18 protein-coding genes and 2 pseudogenes are annotated in these 20,137 nt (G+C 59.6%); 12 read left to right on the forward strand and 8 right to left on the reverse strand.

Translation table 11 applies throughout. The features are described 5' to 3' along the window. The first annotated feature begins 386 nt into the window (after window positions 1-386). Together EIC84_RS26640 and EIC84_RS25180 are read left to right on the forward strand one after the other, a co-directional pair. Window positions 387-920, forward strand: a complete 534-nt coding sequence (locus EIC84_RS26640) for an HAD domain-containing protein (protein ID WP_003067032.1) — start codon at window positions 387-389, stop codon at window positions 918-920. Window positions 921-1,491: 571 nt separating this feature from the next. Continuing rightward, window positions 1,492-2,274 carry a GntR family transcriptional regulator gene (locus EIC84_RS25180; RefSeq protein WP_003067035.1) on the forward strand — a complete coding sequence of 261 codons (783 nt, stop codon included), beginning with the start codon at window positions 1,492-1,494 and terminating at the stop codon, window positions 2,272-2,274. Here the strand turns inward: EIC84_RS25180 and EIC84_RS25185 are convergent. From EIC84_RS25185 to EIC84_RS25215, 7 genes are read right to left on the reverse strand one after another with little or no spacing between them, the layout of a single operon-like run. Further along, window positions 2,256-2,918: a hypothetical protein gene (locus tag EIC84_RS25185; protein WP_003067040.1), complete on the reverse strand. Its 663-nt coding sequence runs from the start codon at window positions 2,916-2,918 to the stop codon at window positions 2,256-2,258. The two genes, EIC84_RS25180 and EIC84_RS25185, sit on opposite strands and share 19 nt — an antisense overlap. After that, window positions 2,915-5,341 carry a xanthine dehydrogenase family protein molybdopterin-binding subunit gene (locus EIC84_RS25190; protein ID WP_003067041.1) on the reverse strand — a complete coding sequence of 809 codons (2,427 nt, stop codon included), beginning with the start codon at window positions 5,339-5,341 and terminating at the stop codon, window positions 2,915-2,917. The genes EIC84_RS25185 and EIC84_RS25190 overlap by 4 nt, the downstream gene beginning before the upstream one ends. Beyond that, the gene (locus EIC84_RS25195; protein ID WP_080554180.1) at window positions 5,338-5,847 is read right to left on the reverse strand and encodes a (2Fe-2S)-binding protein; all 510 of its coding nucleotides are present in this window, start codon (window positions 5,845-5,847) and stop codon (window positions 5,338-5,340) included. The genes EIC84_RS25190 and EIC84_RS25195 overlap by 4 nt, the downstream gene beginning before the upstream one ends. A gap of 49 nt (window positions 5,848-5,896) precedes the next feature. Continuing rightward, a complete protein-coding gene (locus EIC84_RS25200; protein ID WP_003067046.1) occupies window positions 5,897-6,601 on the reverse strand; it encodes a CoxG family protein in 705 nt (234 codons plus the stop codon). A gap of 12 nt (window positions 6,602-6,613) precedes the next feature. Next, entirely contained in the window at window positions 6,614-7,486 is an 873-nt protein-coding gene (locus EIC84_RS25205) for a xanthine dehydrogenase family protein subunit M (protein ID WP_003067048.1), read from the reverse strand. Then, the gene (locus EIC84_RS25210) at window positions 7,483-8,586 is read right to left on the reverse strand and encodes a PEP/pyruvate-binding domain-containing protein (RefSeq protein ID WP_003067050.1); all 1,104 of its coding nucleotides are present in this window, start codon (window positions 8,584-8,586) and stop codon (window positions 7,483-7,485) included. The genes EIC84_RS25205 and EIC84_RS25210 overlap by 4 nt, the downstream gene beginning before the upstream one ends. Continuing rightward, complete coding sequence (locus EIC84_RS25215) at window positions 8,583-10,442, reverse strand: PEP-utilizing enzyme (protein ID WP_003067053.1); 1,860 nt, start codon at window positions 10,440-10,442, stop codon at window positions 8,583-8,585. The genes EIC84_RS25210 and EIC84_RS25215 overlap by 4 nt, the downstream gene beginning before the upstream one ends. Before the next feature lie 578 nt (window positions 10,443-11,020). On the opposite strand from EIC84_RS25215, the gene EIC84_RS25225 reads away from it, so the two are divergent. From EIC84_RS25225 to EIC84_RS25265, 9 genes are all read left to right on the forward strand, one after another. Continuing rightward, window positions 11,021-12,229: an amino acid ABC transporter substrate-binding protein gene (locus EIC84_RS25225; RefSeq protein WP_003067059.1), complete on the forward strand. Its 1,209-nt coding sequence runs from the start codon at window positions 11,021-11,023 to the stop codon at window positions 12,227-12,229. A 66-nt stretch (window positions 12,230-12,295) separates the two neighbouring features. After that, window positions 12,296-13,165, forward strand: coding sequence for a branched-chain amino acid ABC transporter permease (locus tag EIC84_RS25230; protein WP_003067063.1), 870 nt, complete (start codon window positions 12,296-12,298; stop codon window positions 13,163-13,165). Beyond that, entirely contained in the window at window positions 13,162-14,079 is a 918-nt protein-coding gene (locus EIC84_RS25235) for a branched-chain amino acid ABC transporter permease (RefSeq protein WP_003067067.1), read from the forward strand. The genes EIC84_RS25230 and EIC84_RS25235 overlap by 4 nt, the downstream gene beginning before the upstream one ends. Continuing rightward, window positions 14,076-14,834: an ABC transporter ATP-binding protein gene (locus tag EIC84_RS25240; RefSeq protein WP_003067069.1), complete on the forward strand. Its 759-nt coding sequence runs from the start codon at window positions 14,076-14,078 to the stop codon at window positions 14,832-14,834. The genes EIC84_RS25235 and EIC84_RS25240 overlap by 4 nt, the downstream gene beginning before the upstream one ends. Then, window positions 14,827-15,543: an ABC transporter ATP-binding protein gene (locus EIC84_RS25245; protein WP_003067073.1), complete on the forward strand. Its 717-nt coding sequence runs from the start codon at window positions 14,827-14,829 to the stop codon at window positions 15,541-15,543. The genes EIC84_RS25240 and EIC84_RS25245 overlap by 8 nt, the downstream gene beginning before the upstream one ends. A gap of 48 nt (window positions 15,544-15,591) precedes the next feature. Next, window positions 15,592-16,359: a hypothetical protein gene (locus tag EIC84_RS25250; RefSeq protein WP_003067076.1), complete on the forward strand. Its 768-nt coding sequence runs from the start codon at window positions 15,592-15,594 to the stop codon at window positions 16,357-16,359. Continuing rightward, window positions 16,356-17,177, forward strand: a complete 822-nt coding sequence (locus tag EIC84_RS25255; RefSeq protein ID WP_003067078.1) for an alpha/beta fold hydrolase — start codon at window positions 16,356-16,358, stop codon at window positions 17,175-17,177. The genes EIC84_RS25250 and EIC84_RS25255 overlap by 4 nt, the downstream gene beginning before the upstream one ends. A gap of 1 nt (window position 17,178) precedes the next feature. Further along, a complete protein-coding gene (locus EIC84_RS25260; protein WP_003067081.1) occupies window positions 17,179-18,243 on the forward strand; it encodes a hypothetical protein in 1,065 nt (354 codons plus the stop codon). Then, window positions 18,240-18,884 (forward strand): isochorismatase family protein, encoded by a 645-nt coding sequence (locus tag EIC84_RS25265; RefSeq protein WP_003067084.1) that lies wholly within the window; start codon window positions 18,240-18,242, stop codon window positions 18,882-18,884. Before EIC84_RS25260 ends, EIC84_RS25265 begins: the two co-directional genes overlap by 4 nt. Window positions 18,885-18,970: 86 nt before the next feature. Here EIC84_RS25265 and EIC84_RS25270 read toward each other — a convergent pair. Further along, window positions 18,971-19,483 (reverse strand): annotated as a pseudogene (locus EIC84_RS25270) (integrase core domain-containing protein); the annotation flags it as partial. A gap of 4 nt (window positions 19,484-19,487) precedes the next feature. On the opposite strand from EIC84_RS25270, the pseudogene EIC84_RS25275 reads away from it, so the two are divergent. Next, window positions 19,488-19,868: pseudogene (locus EIC84_RS25275) on the forward strand (helicase-related protein); the annotation flags it as partial. Window positions 19,869-20,137: the final 269 nt, after the last annotated feature.

The following is a 20,137-nucleotide window of genomic DNA, read 5'->3' on the forward strand; positions in this document are numbered from 1 at the left end:
CAGTCAGAAGTGGACCATGCCCATCCGGGATTGGAAGGCTGCGCTGACCCGCTTTACCATTCAGTTCGGAGACCGCATCTCCGTCAATTGAAGTCCGAACCGTTTACACAAAAATTCGGACACGCCCATCTGCTGGCTTTTCGACGTCAGTATCTGCCGCTGGCAGACCTGGCACACGCCATGGGTATCCGCCCGTCGTACCTTGTCGACCAATTGCGCGGCGTTGAATTTTTGGGGTCCAAAGGCCTGCCAAACGGCCAGCGCCGGGGAGCATTACTTCCTCTTTCGCGCTTGGGAGCGCTTGCGGTGAAAGGTTGCGCGGTAGCGAATCAAGGGCGCCAATCTGGCGACAATGTTGAGCGACTCCCCGTGGATGGGCACTGACCATGCGGGAGCGCTTTTTCTACAGCCGACCACCGCAACAGCACAAGGGATACGGTCGCAAAGTCCTGTACCTTGACTACGACGGAGTGCTGCACCCTGAGGCTGTTTGGCGAGCCCCACGCAAAGGCATTTATCTGGCACTAGGTCTTGAAAATCACCATCTGTTCGAGAACGCCAACGTGCTCGTTGATTTGATGGAGCCCTATCCCGATGTTCTCATCGTTCTTTCAACGAGCTGGGTCCGCGTCCTGGGTTTCACCGCAGCAGCTAGTTACTTGCCTCGGTCGCTCCAGGACCGGGCCATCGGAGCAACGTTTCACACTGGCATGCAGAGAGATTGGTTTACCTCCTCACCAAGGGTTCATCAGGTTCTTGGTGATGTTGGCAGACGGCAACCCTCCGCGTGGGTTGCTATCGATGATGACGCTGCCGACTGGCCACCGCACACAGCCGCAAACTTTGTCGCCAGTGACCCCACATACGGTTTGTCCGCCCCACAGGTTTACCTGGAATTGCAGCAGAAACTAGAGGCTTAGTTTGGAACGCAGGCCACTTGAGAGGCTGCAGCGAGAGACATTATCATGAAAATCCTCTTGTCACGAGTGACTATGTCGACCGGAAGTTATCAGCGCAGCTGAAACGAATCCGGCCGAGAATGCCCTGACGATTGACGCCGGCGTCAGCACAGACACAGTCGCCATAAGCAACCTTCTGTTGATGTCGAAAGGGTGGCAGACCACGGGTGTGGGACTCGAACCCCTGTCAGCCCTTCTTCCCGCCGCGTACTACAAGACATCACGAGTATCTTGTCGAATTCGGTGGTAGACCCGTGGTGGGTTATAGGCGGTGTTAGCTGAGTCAGCCCGTAGCCGACCAAGCAAACTGTACTCCAAAGCGCTGACCAACGCCCCTGTGACGCTCCACGATAAAAAACTACAGCCGCGCAGGTACGGAACGCTAAGGGTTTTCACGATTCGGCCCCAATGTGAGGGGTGTCTACGTAAAATCATTATTTTGGTACTCGCCATGCATTTCGCAGCCTAGACTGGCACGGCATTGCCGCGCTGCTAGGGGTACACAGTGGCTGACTTTTGCTCGAGTTGCTCAATGCCTTTCCAGTACTTCCAACAGCTCTACTCAGAATTCGAATCCGTCAAGGGCTCTCAGCGGGACCTTCCAACCCGTCGCCTCAGCGACCCCGTTGCCTATGTGATTCGTAAGGCAATTTTGTCGGGCGTGCTCAAGCCAGGCAGTAGCATCCCGGAGCGCGTCTTGGCTCAGGAACTCAATGTCAGCAGGACCCCAGTCCGCGAGGCGTTGTTCGTTCTGCAAGGCGAAGGCCTAGTCCGTCTGCGACACAACCGTACTGCTTTGGTGGCGCACTTTTCTCAGGACGACTTGCGCCGGGTGTACTCTCTCCGCGGGCTGCTGGAGGGGTTCTCTGCAGAATGTGCGGCCAGCAATCCGGACCGCTCAAACGTGCCCAAGGTGGAACATTCGTTGCGGCGCTATTTGAAGTTGAATGAACAGTCCACGCCCATCGAGCAGACGCAGGCTGACTTGGAGTTTCACGAGTCCATCTTGGATGCGGCCGGCAGTCACCTGCTCAACACGATTACTCGCCAAGTGCTGGCCGTTACCATCACGCACCGCTCTCGGTACGCCTACACCCCGGAGCAACTGCAAGAGGCGCAGACTCAACACGAGTCCATTTACTCTGCCATCAACAAGGGCGATTACGCTCTAGCGAAGTGGCTCATGACTCAGCACGTAGACAAATCGCGCTCGCTGGCGTCGATGCATCTCTCGGACGCAGGCCCGCTGGCCTCCGAAGTCAACATTCCAAAAACGAGGGCCCGAAAGCCCCGCGTTCAATTGGAACCTAGTTGATAGCTGCGGTCACTGGCCACTTTGCGACGCCACTCGAGGTCGACATCCACTGTTTCCCATGACGCAAGAGTGGCAATTGCACGTTCGTACAGGGGCAGCGCGAGCTGAACAGCGCGCTGCGGGCGAATTCGCTCAATGCTCCAACGCAACTTCTCCCTCGCACCGTCGGGCGAGAAGATGCCTTTGCGGACCCAGTCGACTGTCAGCCAGTCGAAAATGTCCAGGAACGAGAGCCCATCCGCCGCTGAAAGGATGTCAGCCTCGTCGCCACCGCCGATTTCGTGGCGCAGCACCAATCGCCGGACCTGACGAATGAAAGGCTCACCGCCCTCAGGCCCCTGCTCTCTCAACCACTTCTCAATGAAGTCCGCAGAGCGGATGGAGTGAGCGAATAGATAGTCAGGGTCGTCAAATCCCGCATCCGGCGTACCTGAGGGCCCGCCTGGGAAGAATCGCTCAGCATCGTGAGTAATGGCCGCCAACTTCAGCGCTTCCGAGGCAGCTCCATTGGTGAGCTCAATCACCCAGTAGCGTGTATTGAACAAGTGCTCGAGTTGATAAAAACCGTCAAGCCATTTGGTGGCCTCCAACTCGAGCTGCGTGAAGCTGGGGTCCGCGTAACGTCCGCGCACAGTTGGATTCATGCATTCACTCCTGACTGTTGGGCTTTGGCCCGTTCCATCGCGCGCCACACCGCTTCCGGAGTAATAGGCAACGAAGAGATTTCCACACCCTGGGCGCTGAGCGCATCGCAAATGGCATTGACGATAGCAGCGCCTGGCGGAATGGTGCCCACCTCACCCACACCCCGAACTCCGTACGGTGTGACCGGCGAAGGGACCTCAGTGTGAAGCATGTCGATGGGTGGTACGTCCGCCGCGATGGGAACAAAGTAGTCCAGCATCGAGCCGCTGACCAATTGGCCAGTCTCCTCGTCATACCGAAGCTCTTCGCCCAATGCCGCCCCCAGTCCTTGAACCAGCGCGCCTCGCACTTGCCCGTCGACGACCTTGGGGTTCACGACCACGCCGCAGTCATGAACGATGAGAAACCGTTCAATCTGGAACTCACCAGTGATGGGGTCGACGGCTACCACCGCCGCGGCCGCGCCGAAGGCGAAAGCTGCGTCTGGCGGCTCGTAGTGTGACGTAGCCTCGAGGCCCGGCGATTCATCAGCAGGGATTCCCTGACCAACGATGGCACGCGTGAAAACCTGCGATAGAGGCACACTTTGGGTGGGCCCTGATTTGAAGCGCACAACGTCGCCATCAACGCTCAGTTTGTCGGGCGAGGTCTCCAAAGTCCAGGCCGCCAGTCGCAGTATTTTGGCTTGGAAAGCTTGCGCCGCCTCTCGCACAGCTCCCGCCACCGCAATCAGAGTGCGCGATGCGAATGCACCGGTGTTCAGGGGAGAGGTAGCAGTGTCACCGGAGTGCACGCAGATATGCTCGTAGTCGATGCCAAGGGCCTCAGAGCAAAGCTGTGCGATTGCTGTCTCACCACTCTGACCTATGGAAGACACGCCGGTGTACACGTCAACGCCGCCAGAACGGTTGGCGCGCAAGGTCACGCTTTCATGCGCGCCGAACTGCGACCCACGTTTAGCAAGAAAGCGGGCACTGGCGTAGCCAGTTCGTTCGACGAATGACGAGAATCCAATACCTACGATGCGGCCATCTGCTCGGGGCAACCGCGAAGTCATTCGATGTGCTTCGTATGACACAGCTTCAGCCGCCATGCGCAGGGACCGAGGATAGTCCCCACTGTCGTAGACAGCACCACTGGGGGTAGTCCAAGGAAGGTCCTGAGGCTGCAGCAGATTCTGCATCCGCAGGTCGAACGGGTCTCTGCCCATCTTGCGTGCCATCCGGTCAACCAGCACCTCAAGAGCGAAGTTGACCTCTGGCTGGCCGTAGCCGCGGTAAGCACCGACAGGGGTTTTGTTGGTCAGAACCACCTCTCGTGTGACTGACGCATCGGGCACTTTGTAGGGACCTGTAAACACCACACTGGCAAGCTGAGCCGAACCGAACGGCGAGTTCCAGCCACCGATGTCTGTCACGTAGTCATTGATGATTCCGGTGAAGTTTCCCTCCTCGTCGGCGGCCAAGCGGAACCGATGCACTGACTCGCGGCCATGCGTACTGGCACGGAAGTGCTCCATGCGGTCTTCAATCCACTTGACGGGTCGACGCAGAATCATTGCATGCAAGCAGGCGAGCACGTCCTCAGGAAATGCGCCGAGCTTCTGACCGAATCCACCGCCTACATCCCGGGCAACTACCTGAATGCAAGACTCCGATAGCCGCAAGGACTCAGCAAGCTGCTTGCGCACCAGATGCGGCGTTTGAGTGGACAAGTACACCAGAAGCTCATGAGCACCCGGGCGCCAGGAGGCCACGATGCCGCGCGTTTCCATTGGAAGGGGGGTCACGCGGTTGACGCGCATCGTGTCTTCGATGATGTGAACGGCCTCTTGCATGCGGGCGGTTGCATCGCCAGCAGCATCAGTTTGGCGCGCCATCAGATTCGACTTCATAGAACCTGGGTGAAGTACCGGTGCGCCCTCCTCCAACGAGGCAAGTGCGTCACTCACGTGAGGCAAAGGTTCGTAGTCGACGTCGATTAGCTCCAGCGCGTCTTCCGCCACTGCTCTGCTTGTCGCGACGACGCTAACAACGGGTTGTCCCTCATACAAGGCTACGTCTTGTGCAAGAGCGTAGTAGGGAAGACTAGGTGCATTGGGCACCGGGCGCAGAACGGTGAGTGGGTCGCTGAGGTCTCGTACCGACTTGGCGGTCAGGATGTGGCGCACGCCTGGCAGCGCGAGAGCCGCCTCCGTATCCACAGAACGGATTCTCGCGTGCGGGAATGGGCAACGAAGCACCGCCATCTCAAACTGATGCGCGTACTGAACATCATCGACGAACTTTCCGTCTCCTCGGAGCAATCGCTCGTCTTCCTTACGAGGCATGCTCTTGCCGAAGGCGCGAGCAGCGGGAGAACCGTGGTTCTGTCCTTGAGCCCCAAGCTCGTCGCGAAGCTCAGGGTGCATACGTGCATTCATACCTGTTCCTTCGCAACCAACTGGGGGTTGGCCGCCACGGTTTCATGCAAGTACTCGTGTATTGCACTGATGATGTTCTCGTAGCCCGTGCACCGGCAGAGGACGCCGCTGATTTCTTCTCTGATTTCATCACGCGACAGCATCTCTCCGCGCTCCACGATGCTGGTTGCCAACATCAGAAATCCTGGTGTACAAAAACCGCATTGCAGAGCGTGGTGCCGGTGGAAACTGGCCTGCAAGCCATTCAGCTTGTTGTCAACCGCGAGCGACTCTACAGTTCTCACGCATGCTCCCTCAAGTTGAGGTGCAAGCATCAAACACGACTTCAGCGCCACGCCGTCCACTTGGACGGTGCACATTCCGCATTTGCCTTGCTCACACCCAACATGGGTTCCAGTGTTCCCGAGACGATGTCGCAAAAAGTCTGCAGCGTGCATTCGCGCGGGCGCTGTTGCCGTCACGTATGCTCCGTTGACAGTCAAATTGATGGGTATCTCTTCGTTCATGGCAGGGTAATAGTTGGTCAGGGTCGCCTGGAGTACTCAGATGTTGAAATCAAGTCAATCGCCACAGCAGCACCAAGCCGACTGCGAAGGTGCCCAAACTCCCAAATGCGGTAAGACGTGACCAGAAGAGCAGCGCTCCCTCCATAGAAGGAGATTGACTCGGCGCCACACGATGAGGGGATACGATTTGTGCTGGAAAAGCAGATTGGCTGCCGGATTGCGATGAGGAAGCCGATGGCGTCGAGTCCACGCCGCTATTCGAAGGCGCAGCATCTACGGCAGCAGTAACCTTCTTCTCGTCGCCTTCGCTCAGCACGCGTTCAAGCTGCTTGGCAAACTCTGCGGTCATCTTCTCAGCCTGCTTCGCGACCACTTTCTGACCAAGGCTGCCAAGTGCTCCGCCTAGCGCAACTTCACCCGTTACTGTGACGGCAGTCGCCCGTCCATCGTCGACCGAAGCCAGCGTCACACGGTTGGTGCTCCGGAAATTGCCGATAGCCCCGCGTACAGCCTTGCCGATGGAAGTAAATCCCATCGACTGCTGCTCCACACGCTCAGTGATTTGAACCCGCGCTTGGAACGTGGCCGTCATCGGACCCACGCGTTGGGCGAGCACCACATCAAGGCTATCTGCATCAATGACGTCCGCCTTCTGCAGGCCAGGCATGCACCACGCGACACGGTCGAATTGAGAAAAGAAGTTCCAGACAGTCGCGATGTTCTGCGCCACCTGGAAGGATTGTTCGTACTTCAAAACTGAATCTCCCTAATGCACTACAGGCGCGCTTTTGCGCAGCGCCTTGAGGGCACGTTCAACATAGACAGGCGCCAAGTGAGCCCTGTACTCCGCGCTAGCCCGGAAGTCGCTCGCAGGGTCAATGACGCTGCCGACAGCAGCAGCGGTGCGCGCAATCACCTCGTCGCTCAGGGTGGTTCCCTCTGCGATTTCCATCAACGCGTGGGCAAGCACCGGCGTCTCGGAGAGTCCACCGAGACCGATGCGCACGTTCTGCCATGTGCCGTCGTCCTTTTGGTCACCGACCACCGCGACTGAAAGAACGCAGAAATCGCCGTGACGGCGTACGACCTCCATGAACGCATGGTGACGCGGTGCGGGCGGAAACTCTATCTGCGTGAGCATCTCGTCTGGTTCAATGGCTGCAGCGTAGGGACCGTCATAAAAGTCCTCCATGGCAATCTCTCGAGAACCATTGGGACCATGAACGTGTAGACGCGCGTTCAGCACAAGGCATCCCAAGGGCATCTCGGCGCTGGGGTCTCCATGCACCAGACTACCGCCCAAGGTCCCACGATTACGCACCTGACGGTCTGCAACGTGCCGAATCATCGTGGACAACAGAGGTAGGCGCTGGGCCACCAGCTCCGAGTGCTCGACCATTGCATGGCGCGTAAGTGCACCAAACACAATGTCGTTGCCGCGAGGCTCAATGACTGACAGTCCGGGAATCGCGTTGACATCAATCAAAGCGGTGAGTCGCCATAGGCGCATGTTCAACATGGCCACAAGGTTCTGACCACCCGCAAGGACCCGAGCCTCGCCTGGCTCGTACTCCGAAAGTAGCTGAACCGCTTCTTCGACTGAAGTCGCGCGGTGGTATTTAATCGGCGCGGATTTCACGCTGCTCCCTTGGCTCCAGTTGCAGCTGGCTTTGCAATTTGATTACCTGCCATACGTGCAAGGACGTGACCAATCGGCGAGCGCGACTTTCCGACGATGCTCTGGGCCGCCTTGCGGCTCCAAACGGTTTCCGGCCGAACTTGAAGCACCCGGACATTGCCGTTCACGTCGACGGCCCACTCGATGTCTTGAGGCGCACCGCGACGGCGCTCGATGTGCTTGGCCAGTTCTGCCAGCGCAAGCACGTGAGATTCCTCCAAGCACGACACGCCAATCCTGGTCTCTTCGATAGGCAGAACGGCGACACCCTGACTGGGGTCGAATCGGTACTCCTCGCGCTGGTCGCTGCGCTTGCGCTCCACGATTTCGAGCGTGACTTTGTCCACCATGAAGCGCGACGGCGTAATGTCGCCTTTCACCACGCCTTCACCAAGACCCCACACGGCCTCCATGGCGACCTTGGAACGGTCGCCGTTGAGCGGGTTGAGGGTGAACATCACCCCAGCAGCACGGGCTTGGACCATTTGTTGAATGCCGACGCACATGCCGAAGTCGCCACGGGAGATGACAGCCTGTCCATCCACGCGGTACGACAGCACTGCCTCGCCGAACATTCCCACCCAGCACTGACGGACGTGGTGCAAGACGGACTCGATGCCACGCACCCACAGGAACGTGTCGTACTGTCCGGCGAAGCTCGCACCCGCCAAGTCCTCTGACTCTCCGCTCGAGCGCACTGCGACCGGAACGTCCTTCACACCCGTACGACGTTCAAGCTCAGCGTACGCCTCGCGGATGTCTGCTTCCAGTTGAGCAGGCAGGGGAGCGTTCAGCACCCCGGCAATCAAGGTTTTGGTTTCGGACTTGATGTCTTCCAGGGCCATCTTGTCCGCTGCGGCACTGACGCGCCGCGCTTCTTCGCTCAGCCCGGCTGCATCCATGAAGCTGCGATAAGCGGTGGTTGTGATGCCAAAGCCTGGTGGGACGGAGAAGCCGCTGGCGGTCATCTCACCAAGGCTCGAGAACTTGCCACCCAGAGCCGGATGCCCGTTTGCAATGGGGTCATCTAACCAGAGCACGAAGGGAGCTGCTGCACTCATACTTGCACCGCCTTTTCCAGCACGCGAACCGTGCCTTCGGTTCCGTCAACCTCGATGAGGTCGCCGGTAGAAACGTTCACCGTGGCGAAGCCGGTCCCCACGACTGCCGGCAGCCCGTACTCACGAGAGATGATTGCCGTGTGAGCCATCATTCCGCCAACGTCTGAGACGGCGGCCGAGATGCGTTGGAAGACCGGGGCCCAACTAGGCGCCGTGATGCGGCACACGAGGATTTCTCCGTCTTGCACATCGTATAGCTGCTCGGACTCGGTGATAAGACGTGCGCGCCCTGTCACCTTACCCGCAGATGCTGCGATGCCTCGCAGCACGCCGTCTTCTGCCGTGTCGCCGCCGAGCCATTGTTGAATGGTCTCTTGGGTGATGCCCCAGAGCATGATGGTGAGTGGCTCCGTGATGGACTCCGGAGGCACACCCAAGGCCGGCGGAGGCGACCATTTGGCCAGAGCATCCCGAATCTTTCGGCGCTTCTGAATGATGGGGCGCCAGTACACCTCGCCACGAGGAGGAGTGCCGACCGCCCAACCAATAATCATGTCGTACAGCGCGTCGTACACCTCGTGGCGGTGCAGATAGAAGATGTCCTCCTTGTCGTCAAAGAACTTGTGCGCGACGAACACTTCGCCGAGCTCACGGACTTTCTCCCAGAACAGGGAGTGGTGCCAGTGTTCGACGAAGAAGTTGTGGTCTTCGACGTAAGGATAGACCGTGCGTGCGAGCTTGACCAGGCCGTCGAATGCCTCGCGGTCATCTTCCGTGGGAAGAAGCTCACGGTATTCCTGGGTCACGCGGGTGCGCGTCTCGATGATTTTGTCGAGAGGGCGACGGATGTCTTCGCCACGGCGCAGTGCCTCGATGTAGCCGCGCAAGGCGGTGAAGGGCAAGCGGGGGTCCGTCATCCAGACTGCGTCAGAGTGCGTGTAGCCCACACCCGTCGAGAACCAGAACCAGGGGTCGCGCGATTCTTCATACGCAGCTAGCCAAGCGGCGCCACCCGGAAGCGAGCCAACAGCCTTCAGCGCTGCAGCAGGGTCCGAATTGGCCAGCAGCGCCCCGTCCACCGACAGCTCGATTGCGCGTGACGCCAGCTTGCGCAGCTCGTCGTCGGGGCGGAAGAGCAGGATGTCGATGCCAGAGACCATGTCGGTGATGGTCTGGTCACTGATGCCCGGGAACGCTTGCTGACAGAACTCGCGGAACGTCAGGTAAGCACCATAGCCGAGGTTCAGCATTTCGAAGTGGTACGAGCCCATCTCGAAGAGGTTCTCGATGAGCCGGTTGTACGAGCTCAGCAGGTCGTGCGAAGAGTAAATGCCGCGGTGACCGTAGACGTTCTCCTCAGGCTCGAACTCCGGCAGCGGCTTGAACTGAATCTGCTTCAGGCGTTCGATGCAGCCGTTGGCCTTCTTCTTCCATTCAGCATAGATGGTGTCCCAGTTCTCGTAGTAGTGGCCAGCACGCTCGTTGAAGAGCTCTGCGCGGCGCGCCACTTCGGCGGGGTCGTCGATGGAGTTCGGGCTGACGTAGAGGTAGCCATTGATGATGCGTTGGTCGATGCCCATTGCCACCGGAATGGGCCACACCTTCGTGGTCATTTGGCTGGCTGCCACCCACCAGTTCTCCGTCATGATGGTGTCGAAGGGGTACAGCGGCTCCGGGTTGTGCATGCCATCGAAGTACCAAAGCTTCTGCTCTTCCACGGCGCGGCGCTCTTCGCTGATGTGAGCGTAGTAGGGGTAGAGCTCCTGCCAGCCCTCGGCGCCGGGGGGGGGCGCCACGTCAAATGGGCTTTGGAATCGGCGCTTGGCGCTGGGGGTGGTGTTGTTCTGCACTGCCATTTGTGTCCTGTAAATACCGTTGCATGAGCAAAAGTGTGACCACTTTCGCCGACACCTGAGTCGGCGAAAGTGGCCGGTGGTCGTATCGCATATTGCGACGCTGTCTCCATGCAAATGGTATGCCAACTAACGATTTGTGCACTAGGGAAAGTCTTAGGAGGTAGTTTCCCTTGCAACCTTCCCGTGCGTTTGAAAGTTGACCAAAAAAAATTAGATTGCGGATAACTTATTGTTTTTAATGGCTTTTATCCTTTATCCTTGCACGATGCATTGCTGAGGCCAAGCACGACAGGCACGCATATTGCGTAGCGTTGGTAGGCAGGCCCGGTTTCAACCCTATTTGGTGCGTCCATTTTGGCATACCATTTGGCGTGAATCGTTTTGGTGCTGATGAGGCGGAGATAGGCCTTCAAAGCATTGAACGCACCGAAAAGGTGCGCTGCCCAACGGTCGTCAACCCAGGTTGCCGGCTTCATCAACCGCAAAAAAAGGACCTCGTCATGTCTTCTAAGATTCAAGAGCCCACTACCCAGACGGTGATGCCAGGCGCGAGCGCCGCAGGCACACATCGAAGGGCTGTGCTCAAGGCCGCGGCCGCAGCCGCGATGCTTTCTGCCGGAGCACCACTCGCTTTCGCACAGGGTGCCCCCAACTCCGTGCGAATTGGTTGGGCCATCTCGAAGACGGGCGCCAATGCCGGCGGCGTCTCTGCCTCCATCTCGGGCAATTACCGGCTGTGGGTCAAAGAGGTGAATGACGCGGGCGGAATCATGCTCAAGGCGTTCAACAAGCGCGTTCCAATCGAGGTGGTTGAGTACGACGACCGCTCGAGCACCGAAGAGGCTGTGCGCTACACCGAGCGCCTTATGTCGCAAGACAAAGTGGACTTCGTGCTGGCTCCATGGGGCACGGGCAACAACCTCGCCGCCGCGCCGACCTACGAGAAGCACGGTTATCCCCTGCTGGCCGTGGCAGCGCTGCCGGCCGATGCGACCGCACTGGTGAAGCGCTGGAAGCACGCCTTCTTCTACGAAGGCGATGCCATCCCTTATGCCGAGGCGCTGCTGGACGTTCTGGCCGCCAAGCGCAAGGAAGGCCTGATTGGTGACACGGTCGCCATGGTCAATATCGCCGACAGCTTCGGTGTGGAAGCCGCCAAAGCCGCGCGCGCCGCCATCAAGAGCCATGGCTTCAAGCTGGTGTACGACAACACCTATCCCATTGGCGTTCAAGACGTGACGCCCATCATCAACGAAATCAAGAGCAAGAACGCTGACTCATTCATCGCATTCTCCTATCCGCCCGACACCTTCCTACTCACGGAACAGGCCAAGGTTCAGGGACTGAACCCGAAGGCGATGTACCTTGGCATCGGCACCGCGCTGCCTGCGTATGGCCAGAAGTTTGGCGCCGACCTGGAAGGTGTGATGGGGCTCGGGGGTGTGGACTACGGCAGCCCCGTCATTCAGAGCTACTTCAAACGTCACAAGGACCTGACTGGCTACGAACCGGACCGCTTCACCGCACCCCTGGTGTGGGTCTCGCTGCAGATGCTTCAGCAGTCCATCGAGCGGGTTGGCAAGGTCGACCGTGCTGCCGTCACGCAAGAGCTGCGCAATGGCAGCTTCGAGACCATCTTCGGCACGGTGAAGCTGCAGAACCAGATTCTTCGTGACCTGTTCTACGTCGGCCAGTGGCAGAACGGCGAGTACTACGGTGTCGCGCCCATCTCGAAGAAGGGCGCCAAGCCCATCGTGATGCCCAAGCCCGCATGGAAGAAGTCCTAAGCGTCCCTCACTTCGTCGCCTGTCCAAGCCGCTTGTTCGCAGGCTTGGGTAGGCAGAAAGACTTCGATGAACTTTGTTGACGTGCTGCTGACGGGTGCGACCCTTGGAGGTCTATATGCGCTCGTGGCGATGGGGCTGACTCTGCAATATGGGGTCGCTCGCATCATGAACCTGTCGTACGGTGAATTCCTCATCGGGGCAGCCTTTATCGCCTGGATTGTGTCAAAGCTTGGCCTATCGCCTCTTTGGGGACTGCTGCTCGCAGTGCCTCTGGGATTCGGCGTTCAATGGTTGGTTTACCGCGTTCTGATGGTGCCGCTGGTCAAGCGCACCGGAGCTGGGCCTCAGTTGGAGGTGGACTCAATCCTTGCCACATTTGGTTTGCTTTTCATTGTGCAAGGGCTGATGCTTTTGCAGTTCACTGGCAACTACCACAGCTACAGCTATCTGGCTGAACCCGTGCAGATTCTCGGTGGAACCGTCGCTGCAAACCGCTTGCTCGTCCTGTGCGTCGCGGCAGCCGCAGCTGCTGGCCTGTTTCTGTTGCTCAATCGTACGCGCGTAGGGACCTCTGTCCGGGCGGTTGCTGTGTCTCCTCAGTTCGCTCCCCTGGTGGGCATTAACGTTCGCCAGCGAGCTGCTCAGGCATACGGGCTGGGCGGCGCACTGGTGGCAGTCTGCGGGGTGCTCGTGAGCATGTTCCTGCCCTTCTCGGCCACCATGGGCATCATGTTCACCATGAAGGCGCTCATCGTCGTCATCATGGGCGGCGTGGGCAACCTGATGGGTGCGCTGGTCGCCGGACTGCTCCTCGGCTTTGCCGAGACCATCGTCGCCAGCATCGAGCCTGCGCTCATCCTCGCCGTCAACTACGGACTCTTTTTGCTGGTTCTGCTTGTGCGCCCCACGGGCCTGTTTGGGAGCGTCGGGCGATGAGCACGAAAGAAAAATTTGCATGGGCGGCAGCCATCGCCGCCGTCGTGGCCCTGGCCATGCTTCCGTTCGGCATCGAGAGTGACTACTCCCTCGGGTTGTACCTCAACATGTTGATGTACTCAGTCCTGGCAACGGCTTGGGCCTTGTTCTCTGGACCGACCCGATACGTCTCGCTGGCCAGCGTCGCATTCTTTGGCATGGGTGCCTACGCGGCCGCGGTCCTCGGCGAGGTCGTTTCCTGGCCCGTGGTGCTCCTCGCCGCAACTGGCATCGGCATTGTCATGTCGCTGTTGGTGGGTCTTGCGACGCTTCGACTCTCTGGGGTGTACTTCGTCATCTTTAGCTTCGGCCTGGCCGAGCTGGTGAAGCAGCTTGTGAGCTGGTACGAAGTCAAGTTCAGCAAGGTGTTGGGCCGCTACGTGACCGCTGACGTAACGACTCAGGACATCTACTGGCAACTCCTGGCGCTGCTGGCCTTCATCCTCCTCATCCGCGTGTTGATTTCCAGGTCTCGACTCGGCCTAGCCCTGCGCGTCATCGGCGAAGACGAGACAGTTGCCCGTCACGTAGGCATCAACACCACGACGGCGAAGGTACTGCTGTTCATGTTGTCGGCGTCTTTCATGACCCTGGCCGGAGCCATCATGGCGCCCCGTTGGACCTACCTCGACCCGAGCATCGCTTTCTCGGCGACGGTGTCCTTCCAGACGCTAATCATGGCGCTGCTGGGCGGAGCGAGTGCCCTGTTCGGCCCAATCCTCGGTGCCGTTCCCCTCGTGCTTCTGTTTGAGTACCTCTCCGGCAACTTCCCGAACCACTACCCCATCCTGCTGGGGCTCATCTTCATTCTCATCGTCTACCTGTTGCCCAACGGCTTGGTGGGCGCCGTTGCGCAGCTCAGGAGACGAGCATGACTTCACCAATTCTCAAACTGCAGCAGGTGACGCGTCGTTTTGGCGGTCTGGTAGCCGTGGACCGCGTGGACATGGAAATCTTCGCGGGCGAGGTGATTGGCCTGGTGGGACCCAATGGCTCGGGCAAAACGACGGCGCTGAACCTCGTTTCAGGCGCACTGTCTCCTACGTCAGGGACCATTCAGTTCCTCGACCAAACCATCAGTGGGCTGGCCAGCCATCGCATTGCTCGCATGGGCGTCGCGCGCACATTCCAGTTGGTTCGTGTGCTTGGCAGCTTGACTTGCGCAGAGAACGTGGAGGTCGGATTGGCCTTCCACCCCAACGGCGTGCACGGTAAAGCCGCTCGGAAGCAGGCGATAGCACTGCTGACCAAAGTGGGGTTGCAGAGTCAGGCTGACACTCCTGCAAGCAAGCTCACTTACATCGACCAGAAGCGACTTGAACTGGCGCGCGCGTTGGCCCTGCATCCTCGCCTTCTGCTGCTTGACGAATGGCTTGCAGGTCTCAATCCCACCGAGCTCCAGGAAGGCATCGAGCTCATCCGCTCCATGCGCGCTGACGGCATCACCATCGTGATGGTTGAGCACGTCATGGACGCGGTGAATGCGCTCTGCACCCGATGCATTGTTCTCAGCAGCGGCCAAAAAATTGCGGACGGGCCAACGCGCGAGGTGCTCAGCAACCCGGCTGTCATCGCTGCGTACCTGGGCGAGGACGAGTCTGACGCCGAAGAGGAGGTGGCCCATGCTTGAAGTCAAGGACATCTCCGTTCGTTATGGTCAACACAGCGCGCTTGACCGAGTGAGCCTTCAAGTCGCACCTGGTGAGATTGTCGTGATGCTGGGCGCGAATGGGGCGGGCAAGACGTCCTTGCTGAAGGCGCTTGGCGGCATGGTCCCTGCGCAGCCGGGCGCTCGCGCGACGCTCAACGGCGTGGACCTGATGAAGCTGCCACAGCACGACATCGTCAATGCTGGACTGGCACTGGTTCCGGAAGGCCGCGGTGTTTTCGGTCAACTCTCTGTGAAGGACAACCTACGACTGGGTGCGCTTCCAAAGCGTGCTCGCGCGGGCGAGGCAGAGATGCTGGAGCGAATCGTTTCGCTGTTCCCAAAGCTCAACCTTCGAATGAGCCAGACGGTCCGGACGATGAGCGGCGGTGAGCAGCAGATGGTTGCCATCGGTCGCGCGTTGATGTCCCACCCGGACATCCTTCTTTTGGATGAACCATCGCTCGGGCTGTCACCACTCGTGTGTCGCGAGCTGTTCAGTGCCCTCCGCCGAATTCGAGAACTCGGCATCGGTGTGCTGCTTGTAGAGCAGAACGCCCGCCAGAGCCTGGCCATCGCAGACCGCGGCTACGTGGTCGAGACCGGCCGCGTGGTTGGTGAAGGCAAAGCGCAAGCGCTTTTGCACGACCCCGCCGTCCGCAAAGCCTATCTGGGCGCCGCGGCGCACTGACCGCGAACCCCTGACCCTCTAACCCTTAACCAACGAGAGACTCCAGACATGAAGCCTTACCGAATTGGCCAGATTGTGCCCAGTTCAAACACCACCATGGAAACGGAGATTCCGGCGATGCTGCGGTTGCGCGAGCAGGTGCTGCCGGAGCGTTTCACCTTCCACTCAGCGCGCATGCGCATGAAGCATGTGAAGAAGGAAGAGCTCGCGGCGATGGACGCCGAATCCGACCGCTGCGCGTTGGAGCTGAGTGACGCACGCGTGGACGTTCTGGGTTACGCCTGCCTGGTCGCCATCATGGCCATGGGTCGCGGCTATCACCGCCAGTCTCAAGCGCGCCTTGGCGAAGCAACTGTTAGCAACCAGGGTGCCGCACCAGTTGTTACCAGTGCTGGCGCCTTGGTGGACGCGCTGAAAGTCATGGGCGTCAAACGCATCGCATTGGTGGCGCCCTACATGGTGCCGCTGACCGAATTGGTCATCGACTACATCCAGAACGAAGGCTTCGAAGTTTCTGACTGGAGGGCGCTTGAGATTCCGGACAACCTCGAAGTCGGCCGACATGACCCGTCGAAACTGCCCGGCATCGTGGCAGACATGAAGACGGACGACGTGGATGCCATCGTGCTGTCAGCGTGCGTCCAGATGCCTTCGCTTCCCGCTATCGCTCAAGTGGAGGCCCTGACCGGCAAACCCGTCGTGACCGCTGCGGTCGCCACCACCTACGCGATGCTTGGCGCACTCGGCCTCGAGCAAGTTGTGCCTGGCGCTGGCGCGCTGTTGTCTGGTCGCTACTCCAAGAAGGCGCTGGGATGAGCAGTACCTTTCTCTACGGCTTCCACGTTCCCGCCAACGGAATTCGCCACCACCTCTTGCGCTATGGCGGAAAGGGTCCGAAGCTCCTCGTCGTGCCTGGCATCACCAGCCCGGCTGTGACGTGGGGCTTCGTGGCGGAGACTCTCGCACAACACTTTGACGTTCATGTTCTCGATGTGCGTGGCCGCGGCTTGAGTTCGTCGGGTCCTGAGCTCGACTACTGCTTGGATGCCCTGGCAACCGATGTCACCGCTGTTCTCAGCGCGCTCGACTGGCAAGAAGCGACCGTGTTGGGTCATTCCATGGGCGCCCGAATTGCTGTTCGCGCGGCCGCCCATATGCCATCTCGGTTTGGCCGGCTCCTCCTCATTGACCCGCCAGTAGGCGGGCCGGGTCGTCGCCCCTACCCCGCGCCGCTGGCGTGGTACATCGACTCCATCCGCCTAATGGCTGCGGGGCAGCCGTGGGAAGAACTCAAGCGTTTCTCCCCCACTTGGACCGAAGCGCAACTGCGACTGCGTGCACAGTGGCTGCACACGTGCGACGAGAAGGCCATCGAGGAAGCCTGGAACGGCTTTCACAACGACGATGTTCACGCCAACTTTGCCTCGCTCACGGTTCCTGGTCTCCTGATGATTGCCGGGCGCGGCGGCGTCATTCTCGACGAGGACGCCGCTGAAATCGCCCGCCTTGCACCCGGGCTGAAACAGGTCGTGGCCACGGACGCGGGTCACATGATTCCCTGGGACGATGAGGCGGGCTTCTTCCGCTTGCTCGGCCAGTACCTGAATCTCTCATTCCACCCTGAAGGAGCATGACATGCCAGTCAGCGACGTAGAACTCATCCGCGCCTGGGACCAGGTGCTCAGCCTCTCCGGCGTGCGCTCAGGCGACATGGTGACCATCCTCACCAGCGACAACACTCACCCTCAGACGCTGCGTTGCGCCACCATCTCTGCGGCGTCTTGCGGTGCGGTGGTCAATCGGCTCGACCTGCCACCTATCAACGGGGAGAAGGCACTGAGCCGAGATTCGCTGGCGTACCTCGGGACGACACCCTTGACTGGTAACCGCGCCGCAATGGCGGCACTGAAGGCCAGTGACTACGTTCTCGACCTCATGACCCTGTTGTTCTCCCCTGAACAGCAGGAGCTCCTTGAGTCGGGTACGCGGATTCTTCTTGCGGTTGAGCCGCCTGAGGTGCTCGTTCGTCTTGTTCCCACGCCGGAAGACCGAGAGCGCGTGGCCACTGCCGCTCGCATCTTTGAGGGCAAAAAGGCGATGTACGTCACCTCGAAGGCAGGCACGAATGTCCGCATGCCCTTGGGACAGTACCCGGTGGTGCAGGAGTACGGTCTCGTTGACCAGCCGGGGCGTTGGGACCACTGGCCAAGTGGCTTCATTCTCACCTGGCCGAACGAAGGCGAGGTTGAAGGAACCATCGTTCTCGACAAGGGTGACATCCTGCTGCCCATGAAGAGCTACGTTCAGTCGCCTATCACCATCACCATCAAGAAGGGCTTTGCCACGAGCATCGAAGGTGGTTTGGATGCCGAACTGCTCAGTGAGTACATGGCATCTTTCAACGACCCCGAGGCATACGCTATCTCGCACATCGGCTATGGACTACAGAAGCGAGCGTTCTGGAGCACGCTGTCGCTTTATGACCGCGAGGCAACCATCGCCATGGATGCTCGCGCGTTCAACGGCAACTTCCTGTTCTCGATGGGGCCCAACAACGAGGTGGGAGGAACTCGCTCCACGCCGTGCCACATCGACATCCCCATGCGTAACTGCAGCGTGGCGCTCGACGATGTTCATGTCGTTCGGGAAGGCAAAGTGGTTGAAGAACTGCACTCAGCATCGAGAAAGGTTGCAGCATGAGTTCCGCGTCCAACGTGCAGCCTCACGACGCGGATGACGTCGCCGTGTATGCCCGCCAGGGGCTGGGCGCGAGCCTGGGCCTGCAGGCTCCCTTCGGGTTGCTCATCGTCGACTTTGTGAATGGCTTCGCCGACCCTGCGCAGCTCGGCGGCGGCAACATTGCACCCGCGGTCGAGGCTACCGTTCCTGTGCTCGCGCACGCTCGCGCGAGCGGCTGGCCAATCGCCCACAGCCGCATCGTCTACCCCGCCGACGGCAGTGAAAGCAACGTGTTCGTGGAGAAGATTCCAGGGATGCGGACGCTGCACGAGGACGCGCAAGCAAGCGCCATCGTTCCCTCCCTTGCGCCTCGCGCGGGTGAGTTGGTGGTGCGCAAGACGGCTCCGTCCGCGTTCTTCGGAACAGCGCTCTCCGCTTGGCTGACTGCGCGTCGCATTTCTACGCTGTTTATCGCAGGCGCTACCACCAGTGGCTGTGTGCGCGCCAGCGTGGTGGATGCAATGAGCTGGGGCTTTCGCCCAGTGGTGCTCGAAGACTGTGTTGGGGACAGGGCAATCGGTCCTCACAACGCAGCACTCTTCGACCTTCAGGCGAAGTATGCCGATGTCCGCCCATGGAGCGACGTGGCCACTCGACTCTGAGGATGACCTGCCCCCATTGACCGTACCAATGGATTGGAGAAGTCCGGGGTTAAAGGTTAATCGAAGTTTTGTTTCTGCTCACTGCCAGCGGCACCGCCAGCGCGCTGGAGGTGCCGCTGGGCGAATCGTGCCGGCGGGATGCGCCCCAGACTGCTGTGCGGCCTGACCTCGTTGTAATCCCGCCGCCAATGTGCAACGCACTCCCGGGCCTGTGACAACGCTTCAAACCACTGCTCGTTGAGGCATTCATCTCTGAACTTGCCGTTGAAGCTCTCGATGTAGCCGTTCTGCATGGGCTTGCCCGGCTCAATCAGGATGTGTCGAATCCCGTTCTTGTGTGTCCAGGCCAGGAACGCCCGACTGGTGAACTCTGGGCCATTGTCCGTTCGCACTGCTGCCGGGTAGCCACGGAACCGTGCCACTTGGTCGAGCACGCGCGTGACGTATTGGCCCGAGATGCCGTAGTCCACCGTGATGTCCACGGACTCCTTGCTGAAGTCATCCACCACCGTCAGACACTTGATGCGCCGTCCACTGGACAGGCTGTCCAAGGCGAAATCCATGCTCAGCACCTCGTTGATATTCCTGGCCAGTTGCAGCGGCATAAATGGGGACACGAGCGCGTCAGCCAGCCACACCTCCAGTCGACAAAAGCGCATCAAGGCCTTCCAAGAAGCGCCCGGCTTCGGTGTTCTCGTCCTTTCCCCGGTTGCGGTCGGTTTTGGCGTGAACATCCAGGCAGCTAATCACGTGGTCCACTACACCCGAACCTGGAACCCGGCCAAAGAGGACCAGGCCACCGACCGGGCATATCGCAGCGGGCAGAAGAAGGACGTTTATGTCTACTACCCGGTCGTCTGGGCTGAAGACTTCACGACTTTCGATGTGAAACTGGACCGGCTACTGACGTACAAACGTGGTCTAGCCGAAGACATGCTCAATGGCTCCGGCGATGTGAACCCTGGCGACTTCAACATTGCTGAAGTCGTCCCTGCAGCGGATAGCTTGGACATTGATGAGCGCGTCAGCCGCCCACGCCGCAACAGCGGCGGACCGGGATACCCCGGCGGAGCAATGGACAACCAAGTCGACTTCGTCGGCACAGTCATGAAGGCGGTCCACGAACGAGGGTGTGCAGAATTTTGTGTAAACGGACAATCAACCGCCGGCGCAAGCCGGCCTGTCCGTAAGCACAATGAGCACCAAGAAACACGACGTACCCGAAGAACTGCTGTCTGGCCTGCTGGCCAACT

Origin of the sequence: Comamonas sp. A23 (assembly GCF_004522605.1) — a bacterium.
Taxonomy (GTDB): domain Bacteria; phylum Pseudomonadota; class Gammaproteobacteria; order Burkholderiales; family Burkholderiaceae_C; genus Comamonas; species Comamonas thiooxydans.